This window comes from Duganella vulcania (genome assembly GCF_009857655.1).
Lineage (GTDB): Bacteria > Pseudomonadota > Gammaproteobacteria > Burkholderiales > Burkholderiaceae_D > Rugamonas > Rugamonas vulcania.
Window position 1 is genome coordinate 50,299 of record NZ_WWCX01000011.1, and the last position, 15,171, is coordinate 65,469.

Genomic DNA, 15,171 nt, shown 5'->3' on the forward strand with positions numbered 1-15,171 from the left:
ATGGCCGCCGTCAAACTGCTGTCGGCGGCTGTTGGGATGTCAGGCTGGCGGCGGCCAGCACGGCGCCGAGCAGCAGCGCCGTTTCAATCCGCAGCGCCAGCCGCACCACCGCGACGCCCTTCAGCGAACGCGATGCGGCCGGCAAGCCAATGAATTTATTGTAGCCGCCGATGCCGACGGCTGCCGCCACCAGCGCTACCTTGGCCAGCAAGGTAAAGCCGTAAACGGTATTCATCAAATTCCCGGTGCTGCCGACGCGATGCCAGCCGCTGTAGACGCCCGTCGCAGCGATGGCAACGACAGCCGCCATCGCTGTATGCGACATCGAATCCAGATAGCGGTTTCTCGCCGCCGGCGGCAGCCGCGCGGAGAGCACGCACCACCCCGATACGGCCACAACGCCGGTCCAGACCGAAATCGCCGACAGATGGATAGCCTCCGCAGCGAAAGGAAGTGTCCAGACGCCTTCTTCGCCCGCGTGGCCCATCGACGCCCGGGTCAGGGCGAATACGCCCAACGCCAGCAGCACCGCCGTCTCTCCAGCCATCGGCAAGCGCGGTATGCAGCGCAGTACGAATACGACCGACAACGCCGCGAGGGCGAGGCAGCCGGCATGGCCATAAGCCGTACCGCTGACCATCATCCAGAACATGTCGCATGCCTGGCGCATGGTGCAGCCGGCCATGACGGCGGTTGCAGCCAACAGCGACCAGCCGGCGGCGGCGATGGCAATGCCCGCCGCCAGCAGGTCGAACACGCGCAGGCGGGCGTCAAGTGCCACCGACATGACATCGTCGCCCGGTAGCCAGCGCCGTGCGCACCAGGAACCGGCCAGCCAGCAGAAGCCGCAAATCAGCGCGAACGCCGACCCGACCTGCACCAGCCAGACGGTATCGAATCCAGCGCCCACTATTTGACACTGAACGTGAACTCGCCTTTGCGGCGATGGCCGTCACGGCCGGCGGCGGCCCAGCCGACCGTGTAGGCGCCTGCCGGCAGCGGCGGCAAAGCCAGGCGGAGAATCATCGGATTGGCGTTATCCACCGTGGCCTTGGCCTGGCCGGCGGGCGTGCTCCCACCCGCGCCGGTCAGGGTGATGCTGCTGAACGCCGGCTCCACTCTTTCATTGAACGTCAACGCGATCTCCTTTGGCGCCGTGTCCAGCACGGCGTTGGCGGCCGGGTTGGAACGCTTCAGGCTTGCGTGCGCTGCCGCGAATGGCGATGCCAGCGTGGCCGCTGCCACGATTGCGGATGCTACGATGGCTTGGAATGGCTTCATGAGTTTTCTCCTTAATGCCCGCTATGGCCGCTCGGCTTGCGGACGGTGAGTTCGACGTTTGGCTGGTTCAAGGCCGGCATGGACTGGCCGCCGGCGGTGTATTTGCGCGCGGGTTCCGGCATGGCGCCGGTCCATTCGTAGGCCAGCGTGCCTGCTGGATGCTTGTACCAGCCGGGGTCCGTGTAGTCGCCGGGCTTCTGATCCTTGCGCACTTTGACCACGGTGAACATGCCACCCATCTCCACGCCGCCGAACGGGCCTTCGCCCGTCATCATCGGCAGCGTATTTTCCGGCAGCGCCATTTGCATGCCACCCATGGAGCCGCCCTTGTCGCCCATGGTCATGTAGTCCGGGACGATCTTGTTGATTTTCTCGGCGATGCCGCTGTGGTCCACGCCTATCATGGTCGGCAGGCTGTGGCCCATGGCGTTCATGGTGTGGTGCGATTTGTGGCAGTGGAAGGACCAGTCGCCAGGTTCGTTGGCGATAAATTCGATCGCCCGCATCTGCCCGACGGCGATATCGGTCGTCACTTCGGGCCAGCGCGATGCCGGCGGCGTCCAGCCCCCGTCGGTGCCTGTGACGTAGAACTCGTGCCCGTGCATGTGCACCGGGTGGTTGGTCATCGTCAGGTTGCCGACGCGGATGCGTACCTTGTCGCCCTGCCGCACCGGCATCGAGTCGATGCCGGGGAATACGCGGCTGTTGAAGGTCCACAGGTTAAACTCCAACATGGTGTTGGTCTTGGGCGTGTAGCTTCCCGGGTCGATGTCGTAGGCGTTCAACAGGAAGACGAAGTCGCGGTCCACCGCGAACTGCCTGTGGTCCTTCGGGTGGGTGACCCAGAAGCCCATCATGCCCATCGCCATCTGCGTCATCTCGTCGGCGTGCGGGTGGTACATGAAGGTGCCGGGCCGCTTGGCGACGAATTCGTACACGAAGGTTTTACCAGGTGCGATGCCGGGCTGCGTCAGGCCGGTCACGCCATCCATGCCGTTGGGCAGGCGTTGGCCGTGCCAGTGCACGCTGGTGTGCTCCGGCAGCTTGTTGGTGACGAAGATGCGTACACGGTCGCCCTCCACGACTTCGATGGTCGGGCCGGGAGACTGGCCGTTGTAGCCCCACAGGTTGGCCTTCATGCCGGGCGCCATCTCGCGCACCACCGGTTCGGCGATCAGGTGGAATTCCTTGACGCCGTTATTCATCCGCCACGGCAGCGACCAGCCGTTGAGCGTCACCACCGGATTGAATGGCCGGCCGTTGGACGGCGGCGGCGGGACGTGGGTGTTGGCGTTATCCATCGTCATGGCTTCAGGCAGCGTGGCCGCGCCGGCCTTGCTGACGGCTGCCGCGCTGACCGCGACCGCGCCAGCGCCCTTGAAGAAGTCTCTACGTGAAATCATGGGGTCATCCTTGTTTCGTTGGCGGTGCCGCCGTTGACGGCCGCCTGCAATTTGGTCTCGGCGATCCAGAAATCGCGCTGTGTTTCGATGGCGGTGTTGACGCTGTTGAGCTGTTCGCGCGAGTCGGCCAGCAGCTCGAACACGCTGGCCAGCATGCCGTTGTAGCGCAGCAGTACCTCGTCGGAGATCTTTTTACGCAGCGGCACCACTTCGTCACGATAGTGGCGGGCGATGTCGTAGGTGGTGCGGTAGGACGAATACGCCTCGCGCACTTCGGAGCGGGCGCGCACCGCCGTATCGGTCGCGCGGTGCACCGATTGCATGTACTGCGCCTGCGCCCGCGCCACCTTGGCGCCGCCCCAATCGAAGATCGGCAGCTCGAATGAGACCTGGTAGCCGTTTTCACGCGGCAGGCCGCTGGTGCTCTTGTTCGCGTAGCCGGCGTCGAACACGTTGATGAAGCCTGTGGCCTTGGTCAGGCCCAGCGCGTCGGCGGTGGCTTCGGTGTCGCGCCGGGCTGCCAGCATGTCCAGCCGTTGCGACAACGCCTGCGCTTCGGCGTTGTTCATCTCCTTCGGCTGCGCCGGCAGGTCCGGCAGGCGGTCCGGCAGCACGAAGTTCTGCTGCTCGCCCCACAGGCCAAGAAGACGTACCAGCTGCTCGCGCGAGGCGGTCGCCTCGTGGCGGCTGCGTGCCAGTTGCGTGGTCGCGTCCTGGTAGAAGGCACGTTCACGCGCCTGATCCAGCTTGCTCCAGTTGCCGACTTTCGCCATTCTTTCCGCCAGTTCGGAGGAGGCGTCGGCTGCTACCCTCACCTGCTCCGCGAACGCGGCCGATTGCGCCGCGGCGACCGCGGTGAAGTAGGCGCGCCGGGTATCGGTCGCCAGCTGAATGGCTTGCGCCGCCGCTTGCAGCTTGGCCTGTTCGAAGCGGCGTTGCCCGATGCGCGAGCGTGCCGGCAGCGTCAGCAGACCGGCGATGTCGAACATGACGCTGCGATCGATCTCGGTCTCGCCGCCGCCACGGATGCGGCCAAAACTGAATCCCGGATTGCGCATGCGGCCGGACTGGACGAACTCCGACTCCGACACTCCCAGCTCGGCGAACGAAGCCTTCAGCGCGGGGCTGTTGAGCAGCGCGATCTGCACCGCCGTTTCAGCGGTCAGCGGTTGCGCCAGCAGCGAACGTACCTGCTGGTCGTTGTTGGCGTCGCGCGAGAAGCTGGCCTGCTGGCCTATGCGTTCCTGCGTCAGACGGGAGACGTCGTTCAATCCGGCGTCGTCGGAAAGGCTGGCGCATCCCGCCAGCAGCGCCAGCGACATTCCTGCCGCCGTGTTGAGCGCTGTGTTAAATATTCGCGCCATATCATTTCTCTTTCATGTGCATGTGATGACCCTTGTGCGGGTCTTCCCCGGCTTCGGCTTTCGGCATGCCGGCCGGCGCCATCGGCTCCATCTGCATGTGCATGGAGTGGCCGGGCTGGCCGGCCAGTGCCTGGTTGGCCAGCAGCCAGGCCTTGTCGGGCGTGTCTGCGGGTTCTTCGGATCGCCGGAAATCGGCGAACGCCGAGCGGTAGACCGGCGGTACGACCTTGGCGCCGGCATCGGCGGCACCGGACGTGGCCTGTGCCGACGCGAGCAACGGCAAGCAGGCGGCAGCCAGCATCAATATGCGGGTGTGGTTCATGGGATTCCTAAAAAGTGACGGATACGCGGGACGATCCCGCAGCTTCGGCATCTTCAGGAAAGACGGGGCGGACGTTCCAGTGTGGCGGGGATGTAGGCGGTCATCGCGGGTTCGGGCGCGACGACGCGGGCGCCCGACAGGCCAGCCGGCAGCACCAGCACAGGCACGGTGGGCGGCGCGCAGGCACCCACGCAACTGGCGCAATGACTGCACTTGCCATGCGCGCCGGATGCCAGGCCGGACTTGGCCGGCGCACAGTGTTCCGCGCCCGCAGCCGGCTGGGTGGCCACTTGCGCTTGCGCCGCCACGCACGGAACGAAGACGGCCGCCACCCCTTGCAACGGCAGGGCTGCTATCAAAATCCAGAGCAGTAGGCGGATGAATGGGCGCATGGTGTGGTCAATGGTACCGCAGTCTCTCGGAGACAGGCAACAGCGCACACCTTACACCTTCCCACTGCAGTAAGGTCAAGCAAAAGATGCCGTGATTGCCAATATTGTTTGATAATTTACCTCCATGCTAGACTCCGCGCATGCGAATACTACCCTTGCTGCTGTTCTCCCTGGCCTGCGCGAGTCCCGCGCTCGCCCATGCGGAGCCGGCCTCCCCCACCATCACTGCGCGCCCCAGGGTGGCCTTGGTGCTGTCCGGCGGCGGCGCGCGTGGCGGCGCCCACATCGGCGTGCTGAAAGTACTGGAAGAGATGCATGTTCCGGTCGATATCATCGTCGGCACCAGCGCCGGCGCCATCGTCGGTGCGGCTTACGCCAGCGGCATGCCGCTGGCCGACATCGAGCGCGAGATGCAGACGCTCAGCACCGCCAGCCTTTTCCACGACGTGGCCCGGCGCGACCTGTCGATCGCCCGCAAGAGCGACGACGCCGGCAGCTACGTGGGACCGGAGATCGGCATCGGGCCGGGCGGGCTGTCGCTGCCCAAGGGGGCGGTGTCCGGCGTGGCGCTGGAGGCGCTGCTTCGGCGCCTGACGGTGCGCCAGGCCAATTCCGATTTCAACCGCTTGCCCATTCCCTTCCGCGCCATTGCCACGGACGTCAGCAACGGCGAGATGGTGGTGCTGGACCATGGCAACCTGGCGCAGGCGGTACGCGCCAGCATGGCCATCCCCGCCGTTATCAGCCCGGTGGAAATCGACGGCCAGCTGCTGGTTGACGGCGGCATCGCCCGCAACCTGCCGGTCGACGTGGCGCGGGCGATGGGCGCGAACGTCATCATCGCCATCAATATCGGCTCGCCGCTGCTCCGGCGCGACCAGATCAAATCGGTGCTGTCGATGTCCGAACAGATGACGCGCATGCTCACCGCCAGCAATCTGCGCACCTCGCTGGCCGAATTGAATCCGCAGGTCGACGTGCTGATCACGCCGGACCTGGCGGACGTCGATGCGGCCAGCTTCGACCTGCTCAAGGAGGCCGAGGGCTACGGCGAACAGGCCGCCCGCCAGGCCACCGGCAAGCTGCGGAGATACGCCGTGCCGGCCAACGACTACGCGGTGCTGAGCGCGCGCCGCCATGGCGCCCGCGCACCAGAGGGCGTGCTGCTGTCGGCGGTCCACATCGACGGCACGCAACGGGTGCCCGAGGCATCGCTGCGCGGCACCATGGAAACCCAGGCCGGCGACCAGTTCGACGCCGCCAAGGCCGAACGGGATATGCGCCGCCTGTTCGGGCGTGGCGACTTCGAACATGTCAGCTACGCGCTCACTCCACGGCCGGACGGCAGCCATGAGATGACCACCACCGTCAATGAAAAGTCGTGGGGGCCGCAATACCTGCGCCTGGGCCTGGGCATCTCGACCGACTTCGAAGGCGATTCCTTCTTCACGCTGCGGGCCATGCACCGCTGGACATGGCTTAATGCGCTGGGCGCGGAGTGGCGCAACGACCTGGCAATCGGCCACACGGACCGCATCAGCACCGAATGGCTGCAACCGCTGACGCCCGCGCAGCGGCTGTTCGCCAGCGGCTATCTGTCGGGTGAACGCACACCGCTGGATATCTACTCGCATGGCGAGCGCCTGGCGCGCTACCGCAACGAATCGGTTGCCGCCGGAGTGGATCTCGGCGCACCGCTTGCGGAATGGGGCGAGGCGCGCATCGGCGTGACGCGCGGCCACGTCAAGCTGCTGCCCGACACCAGCTTCGTGCCGCCGTCCGAGCTGTTCCCGCGCGCCCGCACCGGCGGCCTGCAGGCGCGCCTGCGGGCCGACACGCTGGACGACCGCACCTTCCCGCGCTCCGGCGTCGAGGCCGACCTGCGTGTCTACGCATCCCGCACGGCCATGGGCGCCGACTCCAACTACAACAAGCTGTCCTTCTCCGCGCTGGGGGCTTTCGCCACCGGGCCGCATTCGCTCCAGGGTGCGGTGGAAATCCAGCACAAGCTGGGCGGGAATTCCCTGCCCGACCATGAGATCGTGTCCTTCGGCGGTTTCCTGCGCATGTCCGGCTACCGCACCGGAGAATTGGTCGGCAACAGCCTGCATTTCGGCCGGCTGGTGTACAACTACCGCCTGACGGCGCCGGGTTTGCTGAACGGTGCTTATGTCGGCGCCTCGGCGGAGCTGGGCCGCATGGGCAATACGATCGATGCGCAGGACGGCGAGCAGACAGTGCGCAGCAACGCGCTGTACATCGCCATCGATACGCCTTTGGGGCCGTTGTACTTTGGCGCCGGCCGCGCGTCGCGCAACCAGACCGCCTTATACCTGCTGATCGGGAAGCCGTGACGGTATGATCTCGGCGATCATTTCGCCCTGGTCGTCGATGCCGCATTCACGGAAGCCGAAGCTGCGGTAGAAGGCCTGCGCCACCACGTTGCCCGGCTTGTAGTAGATGATGATGCGCTCGACGTCAGGCTTGGCGTGCAGTTCCTCCAGCAGCAGCGCCATGGCCTTGCGGCCTATGCCCTTGCCCTGCTGTGGAAAATCGACCATGAAGCGATAGATGCCATACAGGCCGGGAATGTCCTCGGCCTTGCAGTCGTACAGCAGGAAGCCGGCCGGCTTGCCGTCGCAGTAGATTCCGCGTGTGAAGAAGTCGGGATAGAACTTGGATTGCGCGATCGAATAGGCATTGCTGTCCAAAAAATCACGCTGGTGCTCCGGGAGCTCCATGTCCATGAAGCTCTCGAAGTTGTCCTCGTCGATGTCTTGCAGCGTCACGTGTGCGGTCATTGAAAACCGGTTTCCTTAAGCGATGATATTCAGGCCGCCGTCGACATAGACGGTGCTGCCAGTGAGGCGATGTGCATATTGCGAGGCCAGGTAGGCGCAGGTATTGCCGACGTCGAGGATGTCCACCAGCTCACCCACGGGCGCGCGGGTGGCGGCGTCGCGCAGCAGCAGTTCGAAGTCCTTCAGGCCGGAGGCGGCCCGCGTTTGCAGCGGCCCCGGCGAAATCGCATGGACCCGGATGCCGCGATGGCCCAGTTCATAGGCCAGATAGCGGCAACACGCTTCCAGCGCAGCCTTCACCGGCCCCATGACGTTGTAGTTCGGGACGACCTTCTCCGCGCCATGGTAACTCATGGCGAACATGCTGCCGCCTTCAGTCATCAACGGCACCGCCAGTTTGGCCATGCGCACGAAGGAGTGGCAGGAGATGTCCATCGCTTGAAGGAAGCCGTCCAGCGAACAATCCAGCAGGCCGCCCTGCAAATCCGCCTTGGGCGCGAAGGCGATCGAGTGGACCAGGACATCCAGCTTGCCCTGTTCGGCCACTTTCGCGAACAGCGCTTCCATTTGGCCGGGTATCGTCACATCCAGCGGCAATAGCTGCGCGTCGATTTCCTGCGCCAGCGGCGCCACGTGCGGCAAGGCCTTGTCGTTCAGGTAGGTGAGCACGACCTCCGCCCCGAGTTTGCGGAAGGCCAGCGCGCAGCCCCAGGCGATGGAGTGCTCATTGGCGACGCCGACCACCAGCGCGCGTTTGCCGGACAAAATCGGATAAATCGTTTCGGTGGTATTCATGGGCGCTCCAATAATGTTTGCGTGTGACGGGCAATCATCAGTTCCTCGTTGGCCGGAATCACCCACACGGCCACCTTGCTGTCGGCGGCGCTGATGCGCGCCACGCCACGCGGATTGGCGTCGTTGGCGCCGGCGTCCAGCTTCACACCCAGCCAGGCGGCGTCGCGGCAGACCGCCGCGCGCAGCGCCGTGCTGTTCTCGCCTATCCCGCCCGAGAAGACCAATGCGTCCAACCCTCCCAGTGCCGCGGCCAGCGAACCCAGTTCGCGGCCGATGCGGTAGACCATCAACGCAATGGCGGCTTTTGCGTGCGGATCGTCGCTTTGCTCCAGCGTCCGCATGTCCGGCGAAATGCCGGAGACGCCAAGCAGGCCGGACTCCTGGTACAGCAGCTTCTGCACCCCGCCCACATCCATGCCCAATTGTTCGATCAGGTACAGCACCACGCCGGGATCCAGCGCGCCGCAGCGGGTGCCCATGGGCAGGCCATCGACGGCGGTAAAGCCCATCGTACTGGCGACGCTGCGCCCAGCGGCCATCGCGCACATGCTGGCGCCATTGCCCAGGTGCGCCGCGACCACCTTGGCGCTTGCCAGCGATGGATCTGCATCCGGCAGGCGGCTGGCGATATATTCGTACGACAGTCCGTGGAAGCCGTAGCGCCGCACGCCCTGCTCGGTGATCCGCGCCGGCAGCGCGAACGCTTGGGCTTCCGGCGGCTGGCCGACGTGGAAGGCGGTATCGAAACAACCCATTTGCGGCACATCAGGGGCCATCGCCATCACGGCGCGCACCGGCGCCAGATTGTGCGGAAGATGCAGGGGCGCCAGCGGTATCAGCTTCTCCAGCGCGGCCAGTACATCGGAATTCAAGCGCTGCGGCCCGCTGTAGGCCACGCCGCCATGAACAATGCGGTGGCCCACCGCCACCACGCGATGGCCCTCGAGATGCGATTGCGCGAAATCGATCAGGAAGCGCATGCCGCCTTCGTGGTTCAGCGGAGCGTCCGCCCAGCGGTGCTCTCCGATGGAGCGTCCCTGCGCGTCCTGCGCGCTGAAGCGGGTGACGCCGCTGTAGAGGTTTTCGATTTTCCCATTGAACGTGAGCGCCAGCCCGGCGCCGCTGTACAGCGAGAACTTGATGCTCGACGAGCCAGCGTTGATGACGACGATGCTATCGTTAGGTGCCATGTCCTCAAGCTCCCATGGCGTGGCCGGTGGCCAGTTTGCTGTGCGCCACCAGCACCGCCACCGCGCAGGACGCGAGGCGCGCGGTGACCGAGTCGGCACGGCTGGTCAGGATGATCGGCACGCGGGCGCCGAGCACGATGCCCGCCGCCGCCGCACCGGCCATGAAGGTCAGGCTCTTGGCCAGCATATTGCCGGCTTCCAGATCGGGCGCCACCAGTATGTTCGCCTTGCCGGCCACCGGCGAGACCAGATGCTTGATCGCCGCGGCCTCGGGATCGATGGCGTTGTCCATCGCCAGCGGACCGTCCAGGATGGCGCCGGTGATTTGGCCGCGGTCCGCCATCTTGCACAGCGCGGCGGCGTCTATCGTGGAAGGCATCTTGGCGCTGACCGTCTCCACCGCCGCCAGGATAGCCACCTTGACCGGATTGAACTTCATCACATGGGCCAGGTCGATGGCGTTCTGGATGATGTCGACCTTTTCGTCCAGCGTGGGATTGATGTTGACGGCGGCATCGGTGACGATCAACGGCTCGTCGCGGCCAGGCACGTCCATCACGAAGCAGTGGCTCAGGCGGCGCCCGGTGCGCAGGCCGGTCCCGCCGGCGACCACGGCGCCCATTAATTCGTCGGTGTGCAGGCTGCCCTTCATCAGCACGGACGCATGGCCTTCGCGGATCAGCTCCACCGCGCGGAAGGCCGAGGCGTGGCTGTGTTCGGTATCGACCAGTTGCAGTGCGGAGATGTCCAGGCCCGCCTCCTCCGCGGCTTTGCGGACGCGTGCCTGTGGCCCGACCAGGATCGGATTGATCAACCCCATGCGGGCGGCATCCAGCGCAGCTTCCAGTGCGTGGCGGTCGCACGCGTGCGCGACGGCGACCGTGACCGGCCCGGCTTTGCGCGCCGCAGCGATCAGGATTTCGTAATTCGGGTGAGGCGTACTTGGTGCATTCATCTGGTTTCCTTTGTGGTCAGGCAGGGAAATGATATCAACAAATCTAGATAACGCAATCGAATATTGCTGCGGTGCCGCATCGAATTATTTTGCGCGGTTTAACCCTGATTTCCCCGCCGGTCCGTTTCACATGGGACGCCGGGCTTTTCCGGCCAAGGAGATGTCATGTTGCGCCCACTGCTAGCAGTACTTTTATTGAGCCTGTCGTTGACGGCGAACGCCATCGCGCCGCTTCCGCCCATCATGCCGCCGCGCCTGATCGCCCCGCGCGCGCAGACGCCAGTGCGCCTGCAAAGCCTGCGCATCGGCGCGGAGATCAGCGGCGGCCTGGCCCAAACCACCGTGGAGATGGTGTTCTACAATCCAAACGCAGTACAGCTGGAAGGCGAACTGCAGTTCCCGCTGCTGCCCGCGCAGCACGTGACCGCGTTCGCGCTGGATATCGACGGGGCGCTGCGGCCCGCTGTGCCGGTCGAAAAAGCCAAGGGCCGCATGATCTTCGAGGAGGTTGAACGAACCCGCGTCGATCCCGCGCTGTTGGAGACGACCCAGGGGAATAACTTCAAGCTGCGCGTCTACCCGATACCGCCGCACGGCACCCGCACCGTGCAGCTCAAATATGCCGAAGCGCTGCCGCGCCAGGAGGCACAGCGGCTGTATCGGCTGCCCCTGGCCTACGGTGAAGGGATCAAGGAATTTGATCTGGAACTAAATGTGCACGGCGCGGTAACGCCCCCGCAGACGCGCGGCGCGTTGGGCGGCGTGCAGTTCGAGCGCCAGCAGGACGGCTATCGCGCCCGCATCGCCAGGAATGCCTTCCGCGCCGACGGCACACTGGAGCTGACGCTGTCCGCCGCGACGGAACCGCAGACCTTTGTGCAGGAGTTCGACGGCGAGACCTTCTTCCTCAGCGAGATCGCCGTCGCCGGGGACAGCAACCATCCGGCGCGGGTGCCGCCAGGCGTGCTTGGACTGCTGTGGGATAGCTCGGGCTCCGGCGCCCAGCGCCAGACCGAGGCCGAACTGGCAGTGCTGGACGCCTACTTCAAGACCGTGCGCAATGTGGAGGTGCGGTTGATCCGCCTGCGCGACCGCACGGAGGCTAGCCAGCGATACCGCGTCGTCAACGGCAATTGGGCTGGTTTGCGCGCCGCGCTGGCGAATACCGCCTACGACGGCGCCAGCGCCCTGGGCGCATGGAAGCCGGAAGCGGACATCAACGAATACCTGCTGGTCAGCGATGGACTGTCCAACTATGGCGATGCGCCCTTCCCTACGCTGGGCAAGGGTCAGCGCCTGTATGCGCTGAATTCGGCGCTGGTGTCGGACAGCGCGCGCCTGTCGGCGCTGGCGGAACGCAATGGTGGCCGCCTTGTGCAACTGCAGGCAGGCCAGCCGGTGCAGGCGGCACAAGCGCTGCTGGCCGACGAGCTGCAACTGAGCGATGTCGCAGCCACCGGCGCCACCGATATCGCGATTGAAGCACGCGAGCCGCAGGACGGCATATTGCGCATCGCCGGGCGCCTGAAACAAGCCAATGCGGAGCTGGCGCTAACCTTGACGCAGCAGGGCAAGAGCCGCACGATGACTGTGCCGGTTAGCGGCAAGGCGCCGTTCCACCCACTGGCCGCTGGCATGTGGGCCAGCTACCGCCTGCATGCGCTGGAAGCGGACTACGATCTGAAACGCGGAGAGATCCGGCGTGTCGGCCAGCGTTTCGGCATCCCCACGCGCGAAACCTCGCTGCTGGTGCTGGACCGGCTGGAGGACTATCTGCGCTACGACATCGAACCGCCCGCAGCCTACAAGGAAGCCTATGCCAAGCTCAAAGAGAATCGCCTGACGCAGCGGCGCCGCATCGCCGCACAACACAGCGACCAGGTCGTGCAGGAATTTGAGCAAAAGGTGGCGTGGTGGGCAAAGACCTATCCGAAGTCGGCGCCGCCCCGGCATATCGAGTTCAAGCAGGACGGCGATGGCGCGATGGAGTTCGAGCCTCGTATGATGCCGGCCGCGGTGGCCGAAATGGCCCCGTCGCCAACGCAAAGGCGAGCGCCTGCGCCGCTGGCATACGGACGCGCCGAGACGCGCAACGCGGAGCGCCTCGCCAAAGCCCCTGCGCCATCCGGCGATGAAACGCCGAACGCCGGCATCCAGCTCAAGAAATGGTCACCCGACGAACCGTATCGTGCCCGCATGAAGGCCGCCAAAGCCGGCGACTTGTATGCCATTTACCTCGACGAGAAGCCGAACTACGCCAACAGCAGCGCCTTCTTCCTCGACAGCGCGGACATGCTGCTCGAATCGGGCCAGCGCGACCTGGCCTTGCGCGTGCTATCCAACCTGGCGGAGATGAATCTGGAAAACCGCCAGGTATTGCGGATACTCGGCTACCGGCTGCTGCAGGCGGGCGAGCCGGTATTGGCGATCCCCGTGTTCAAGCAGGTGCTGCTGCTGGCAGAAGAGGAGCCGCAATCGTACCGCGATCTGGGCCTCGCTTATGCCGCCGCCGGACAGGTGCAACCGGCGGTGGACCAGCTGGCGGAAGTGCTGAACCGTCCGTGGGATGGCCGCTTTGCCGAAATCGAGCTGGTGACGCTGGCGGAGCTGAATGCGATTGTCGCCAAGGCTGCCGTCAAGCCGGACACCAGCCGCGTCGATCCGCGCCTGCTGCGCAACCTGCCGCTGGCCTTGCGGGCAGTGCTGACCTGGGACGCCGACAACACCGACATCGATTTGTGGGTCACCGATCCGAACGGAGAGAAGTGCTACTACGGCAACCGCTACACCTACCAGGGCGGGCGCATGTCGCGCGATTTCACCGGCGGCTACGGGCCTGAGGAGTTTTCGCTGCGGGTGGCCAAGCCTGGCAAATATCGGGTGGAGGTCAACTCCTTTGGCAGCCGCCAGCAGATCGTGGCTGGCGCGACGACGGTGCAGCTGCGCCTCAGCACCGGCTTCGGCACGGCGAAACAGCGCGACCAGATGGTCACGCTGCGCCTGCGCGATACCGGCAGCACCGTGCTGGTGGGAGAGTTCGACGTTAATTGATCGCCTGGAGTTGCCGCTGAAGTTCAGGCGGCACTTCGGCATACGGGTAGCGCATGCGGAATTTCAGCCATTCCGCATGCGCTTCTTTCGTTTGGCCGGCTTTCAGCATTGCGTCGATGCGATCAAGCCACTCGGGCGCCGGCGGGTCCTCCACTACCGCGCCAAAATAACTCATCGGCCGTGGCTTGGATGCGGCATCTGCCATCACCGGTGCCCGCATGCGAGCAAGCGGCGCTGGCGCCGCCAGCAATGGGAATTCGGCGCCAGGCTCCGGTTGCAGGATCAGCTGCCTGGATTCCTCTCGTGCAGCCAGCACGGTGGACCGTTTGGCCATTGGCGCAGCCATGACCGGTGGCGCGGCTGCTATCGACGGCGCAGCTAATGCCGGTGCCGGGGCAATTTCGGTGTCCGCCGCGGCGACCGCGATGTCCACGGGCGGCGCCGGTCGCGTCGCGGAGCGCTTGTGCTGAACAGCTTTCGGCGCTGGCGGCGGCGCCGATTCAATTTCAACAGCGGGCGGCGGCACTTCCGCGACAGGAGCCGCCGCCACGACCACAGGCTCCTTGGCCACCGGCGCAACCGCCTGCGGCATCAGGACGCGCACAGCGAACAAGGCAAACACCGCGCTGGCCGCCAACCCAAGCGGAACGCTCGCGCGCCGCAGGTAGTGGCGGGCCGGCGGTGCGGCCGGCACGGCATCGTGCAGCGCATCGTTTGCCGATTCGGCGCCGCCGCCGCGCATGTCGGCAGCAGCCCGCGCCAGGATGGCGGCGGACAAAGCCTCCGGCGGCTGCGGTTGCGGCACGCCTTGCAGCTGGCGCGCCAGGTCCCCCTCGCCATTGAGGAAATCTTCGAATTCCGCGTCTTCAGTGTGATCGTGTGGATTCATGCTCTCGCCTCTTCGGCAGCCGGCGCCAGTTCCTGCCGCAGCCTGCGCATCGCGTAACGCAGGCGGCTCTTCACCGTCTCCACCGGCGCCGCCACCAGTTCCGCGATTTCCTCCAGGCTCATGCCGTTGAACTGCTGGAGCACCAGCGCCTCGCGCTGATCGACCGGCAGCAAACGTATCATCGCATGCAATCGGCTGTTCTGCTGCTTGCGTTCCAATTGGCCGTCGGGCGCCAGGCTATCGTGCGCGCCATCGGCGACGCCCTCGAACCAACCCTCCTCGCCGCCGTCGCTGGCCAGCAGCACACGCTCGTTCAGGCGTATCAAGTCGATCAGGCGATTGCGCGCGATCTGGAAAAGATAGGTGCGGAAGCTGGCGCCCGGCTCGTAGCGCGCGCGGGCCTGGTGCAGATTGGCCCAGCTGTCCTGCATGATGTCGTTGACCCATTCGCGGCGCGGCGAGCGCCATGCCAGAAACAGATACAGTCCCTGGCTGTGGCGCCGGTACAGTTCCTCGAACGCCGCCAGATCGCCGTTGCGATAGCTGAGCATGAGCATTTCATCGGATCGTGGCGCGGACATGGCGTAATGATAACGCAAGCACAGCCCGCCCGGAAATCCACGTATTGTTACCAAATATTGCCAAGCCATAAAGGCTTTCCCGCAACCGGGGCTGTAAAGACGTGTAAATTTCGCCGCTAGAGATATTTCCCGAGATAAACTTTAGCT

At 65.3% G+C, this 15,171-nt stretch carries 14 protein-coding genes; 2 read left to right on the forward strand and 12 right to left on the reverse strand.

What is annotated here, in order from left to right:
* Window positions 1-10: 10 nt before the first annotated feature.
* From GTP90_RS09820 to GTP90_RS09845, 6 genes are read right to left on the reverse strand one after another with little or no spacing between them, the layout of a single operon-like run.
* Window positions 11-910: a CopD family protein gene (locus GTP90_RS09820; RefSeq protein WP_161083345.1), complete on the reverse strand. Its 900-nt coding sequence runs from the start codon at window positions 908-910 to the stop codon at window positions 11-13.
* Window positions 910-1,281 (reverse strand): copper homeostasis periplasmic binding protein CopC, encoded by a 372-nt coding sequence (copC, locus tag GTP90_RS09825; protein ID WP_161083346.1) that lies wholly within the window; start codon window positions 1,279-1,281, stop codon window positions 910-912. The genes GTP90_RS09820 and copC overlap by 1 nt, the downstream gene beginning before the upstream one ends.
* A gap of 11 nt (window positions 1,282-1,292) precedes the next feature.
* Window positions 1,293-2,684, reverse strand: a complete 1,392-nt coding sequence (locus tag GTP90_RS09830; protein ID WP_161083347.1) for a multicopper oxidase family protein — start codon at window positions 2,682-2,684, stop codon at window positions 1,293-1,295.
* Window positions 2,681-4,048, reverse strand: a complete 1,368-nt coding sequence (locus GTP90_RS09835) for a TolC family protein (protein ID WP_161083348.1) — start codon at window positions 4,046-4,048, stop codon at window positions 2,681-2,683. The genes GTP90_RS09830 and GTP90_RS09835 overlap by 4 nt, the downstream gene beginning before the upstream one ends.
* Window position 4,049: 1 nt before the next feature.
* Window positions 4,050-4,370, reverse strand: coding sequence for a hypothetical protein (locus GTP90_RS09840; RefSeq protein WP_161083349.1), 321 nt, complete (start codon window positions 4,368-4,370; stop codon window positions 4,050-4,052).
* A gap of 53 nt (window positions 4,371-4,423) precedes the next feature.
* Window positions 4,424-4,762 (reverse strand): hypothetical protein, encoded by a 339-nt coding sequence (locus GTP90_RS09845; RefSeq protein ID WP_161083350.1) that lies wholly within the window; start codon window positions 4,760-4,762, stop codon window positions 4,424-4,426.
* A gap of 140 nt (window positions 4,763-4,902) precedes the next feature.
* On the opposite strand from GTP90_RS09845, the gene GTP90_RS09850 reads away from it, so the two are divergent.
* Complete coding sequence (locus GTP90_RS09850) at window positions 4,903-7,116, forward strand: patatin-like phospholipase family protein (protein WP_161083351.1); 2,214 nt, start codon at window positions 4,903-4,905, stop codon at window positions 7,114-7,116.
* On the opposite strand, the gene GTP90_RS09855 is transcribed toward GTP90_RS09850, so the two are convergent.
* The 4 genes from GTP90_RS09855 to GTP90_RS09870 are packed head-to-tail and all read right to left on the reverse strand — an operon-like array spanning window position 7,090 to window position 10,503.
* Window positions 7,090-7,563 (reverse strand): GNAT family N-acetyltransferase, encoded by a 474-nt coding sequence (locus tag GTP90_RS09855; protein ID WP_161083352.1) that lies wholly within the window; start codon window positions 7,561-7,563, stop codon window positions 7,090-7,092. The genes GTP90_RS09850 and GTP90_RS09855 overlap by 27 nt on opposite strands.
* Window positions 7,564-7,578: 15 nt before the next feature.
* The gene (gene fabI, locus GTP90_RS09860; protein WP_161083353.1) at window positions 7,579-8,358 is read right to left on the reverse strand and encodes an enoyl-ACP reductase FabI; all 780 of its coding nucleotides are present in this window, start codon (window positions 8,356-8,358) and stop codon (window positions 7,579-7,581) included.
* A complete protein-coding gene (locus GTP90_RS09865; protein ID WP_161083354.1) occupies window positions 8,355-9,548 on the reverse strand; it encodes an acetate/propionate family kinase in 1,194 nt (397 codons plus the stop codon). Before GTP90_RS09865 ends, fabI begins: the two co-directional genes overlap by 4 nt.
* 4 nt (window positions 9,549-9,552) lie before the next feature.
* Window positions 9,553-10,503 carry a phosphate acetyltransferase gene (locus GTP90_RS09870; RefSeq protein WP_161083355.1) on the reverse strand — a complete coding sequence of 317 codons (951 nt, stop codon included), beginning with the start codon at window positions 10,501-10,503 and terminating at the stop codon, window positions 9,553-9,555.
* A 165-nt stretch (window positions 10,504-10,668) separates the two neighbouring features.
* On the opposite strand from GTP90_RS09870, the gene GTP90_RS09875 reads away from it, so the two are divergent.
* Window positions 10,669-13,554, forward strand: coding sequence for a DUF2135 domain-containing protein (locus GTP90_RS09875; RefSeq protein WP_161083356.1), 2,886 nt, complete (start codon window positions 10,669-10,671; stop codon window positions 13,552-13,554).
* Here the strand turns inward: GTP90_RS09875 and GTP90_RS09880 are convergent.
* The gene (locus GTP90_RS09880) at window positions 13,547-14,443 is read right to left on the reverse strand and encodes a hypothetical protein (RefSeq protein ID WP_161083357.1); all 897 of its coding nucleotides are present in this window, start codon (window positions 14,441-14,443) and stop codon (window positions 13,547-13,549) included. The two genes, GTP90_RS09875 and GTP90_RS09880, sit on opposite strands and share 8 nt — an antisense overlap.
* Window positions 14,440-14,994: a sigma-70 family RNA polymerase sigma factor gene (locus tag GTP90_RS09885; protein WP_161083358.1), complete on the reverse strand. Its 555-nt coding sequence runs from the start codon at window positions 14,992-14,994 to the stop codon at window positions 14,440-14,442. Before GTP90_RS09885 ends, GTP90_RS09880 begins: the two co-directional genes overlap by 4 nt.
* Window positions 14,995-15,171 lie beyond the last annotated feature (177 nt).

Excerpts from the sequence above, each read along its gene's own strand:
- copC (WP_161083346.1), bottom strand. The coding sequence starts at position 1,281 with ATGAAGCCATTCCAAGCCATCGTAGCATCCGCAATCGTGGCAGCGGCC.
- GTP90_RS09830 (WP_161083347.1), bottom strand. The coding sequence starts at position 2,684 with ATGATTTCACGTAGAGACTTCTTCAAGGGCGCTGGCGCGGTCGCGGTC.
- GTP90_RS09835 (WP_161083348.1), bottom strand. The coding sequence starts at position 4,048 with ATGGCGCGAATATTTAACACAGCGCTCAACACGGCGGCAGGAATGTCG.
- GTP90_RS09840 (WP_161083349.1), bottom strand. The coding sequence starts at position 4,370 with ATGAACCACACCCGCATATTGATGCTGGCTGCCGCCTGCTTGCCGTTG.
- GTP90_RS09845 (WP_161083350.1), bottom strand. The coding sequence starts at position 4,762 with ATGCGCCCATTCATCCGCCTACTGCTCTGGATTTTGATAGCAGCCCTG.
- GTP90_RS09850 (WP_161083351.1), top strand. The coding sequence starts at position 4,903 with ATGCGAATACTACCCTTGCTGCTGTTCTCCCTGGCCTGCGCGAGTCCC.
- GTP90_RS09855 (WP_161083352.1), bottom strand. The coding sequence starts at position 7,563 with ATGACCGCACACGTGACGCTGCAAGACATCGACGAGGACAACTTCGAG.
- fabI (WP_161083353.1), bottom strand. The coding sequence starts at position 8,358 with ATGAATACCACCGAAACGATTTATCCGATTTTGTCCGGCAAACGCGCG.
- GTP90_RS09865 (WP_161083354.1), bottom strand. The coding sequence starts at position 9,548 with ATGGCACCTAACGATAGCATCGTCGTCATCAACGCTGGCTCGTCGAGC.
- GTP90_RS09870 (WP_161083355.1), bottom strand. The coding sequence starts at position 10,503 with ATGAATGCACCAAGTACGCCTCACCCGAATTACGAAATCCTGATCGCT.
- GTP90_RS09875 (WP_161083356.1), top strand. The coding sequence starts at position 10,669 with ATGTTGCGCCCACTGCTAGCAGTACTTTTATTGAGCCTGTCGTTGACG.
- GTP90_RS09880 (WP_161083357.1), bottom strand. The coding sequence starts at position 14,443 with ATGAATCCACACGATCACACTGAAGACGCGGAATTCGAAGATTTCCTC.
- GTP90_RS09885 (WP_161083358.1), bottom strand. The coding sequence starts at position 14,994 with ATGCTCAGCTATCGCAACGGCGATCTGGCGGCGTTCGAGGAACTGTAC.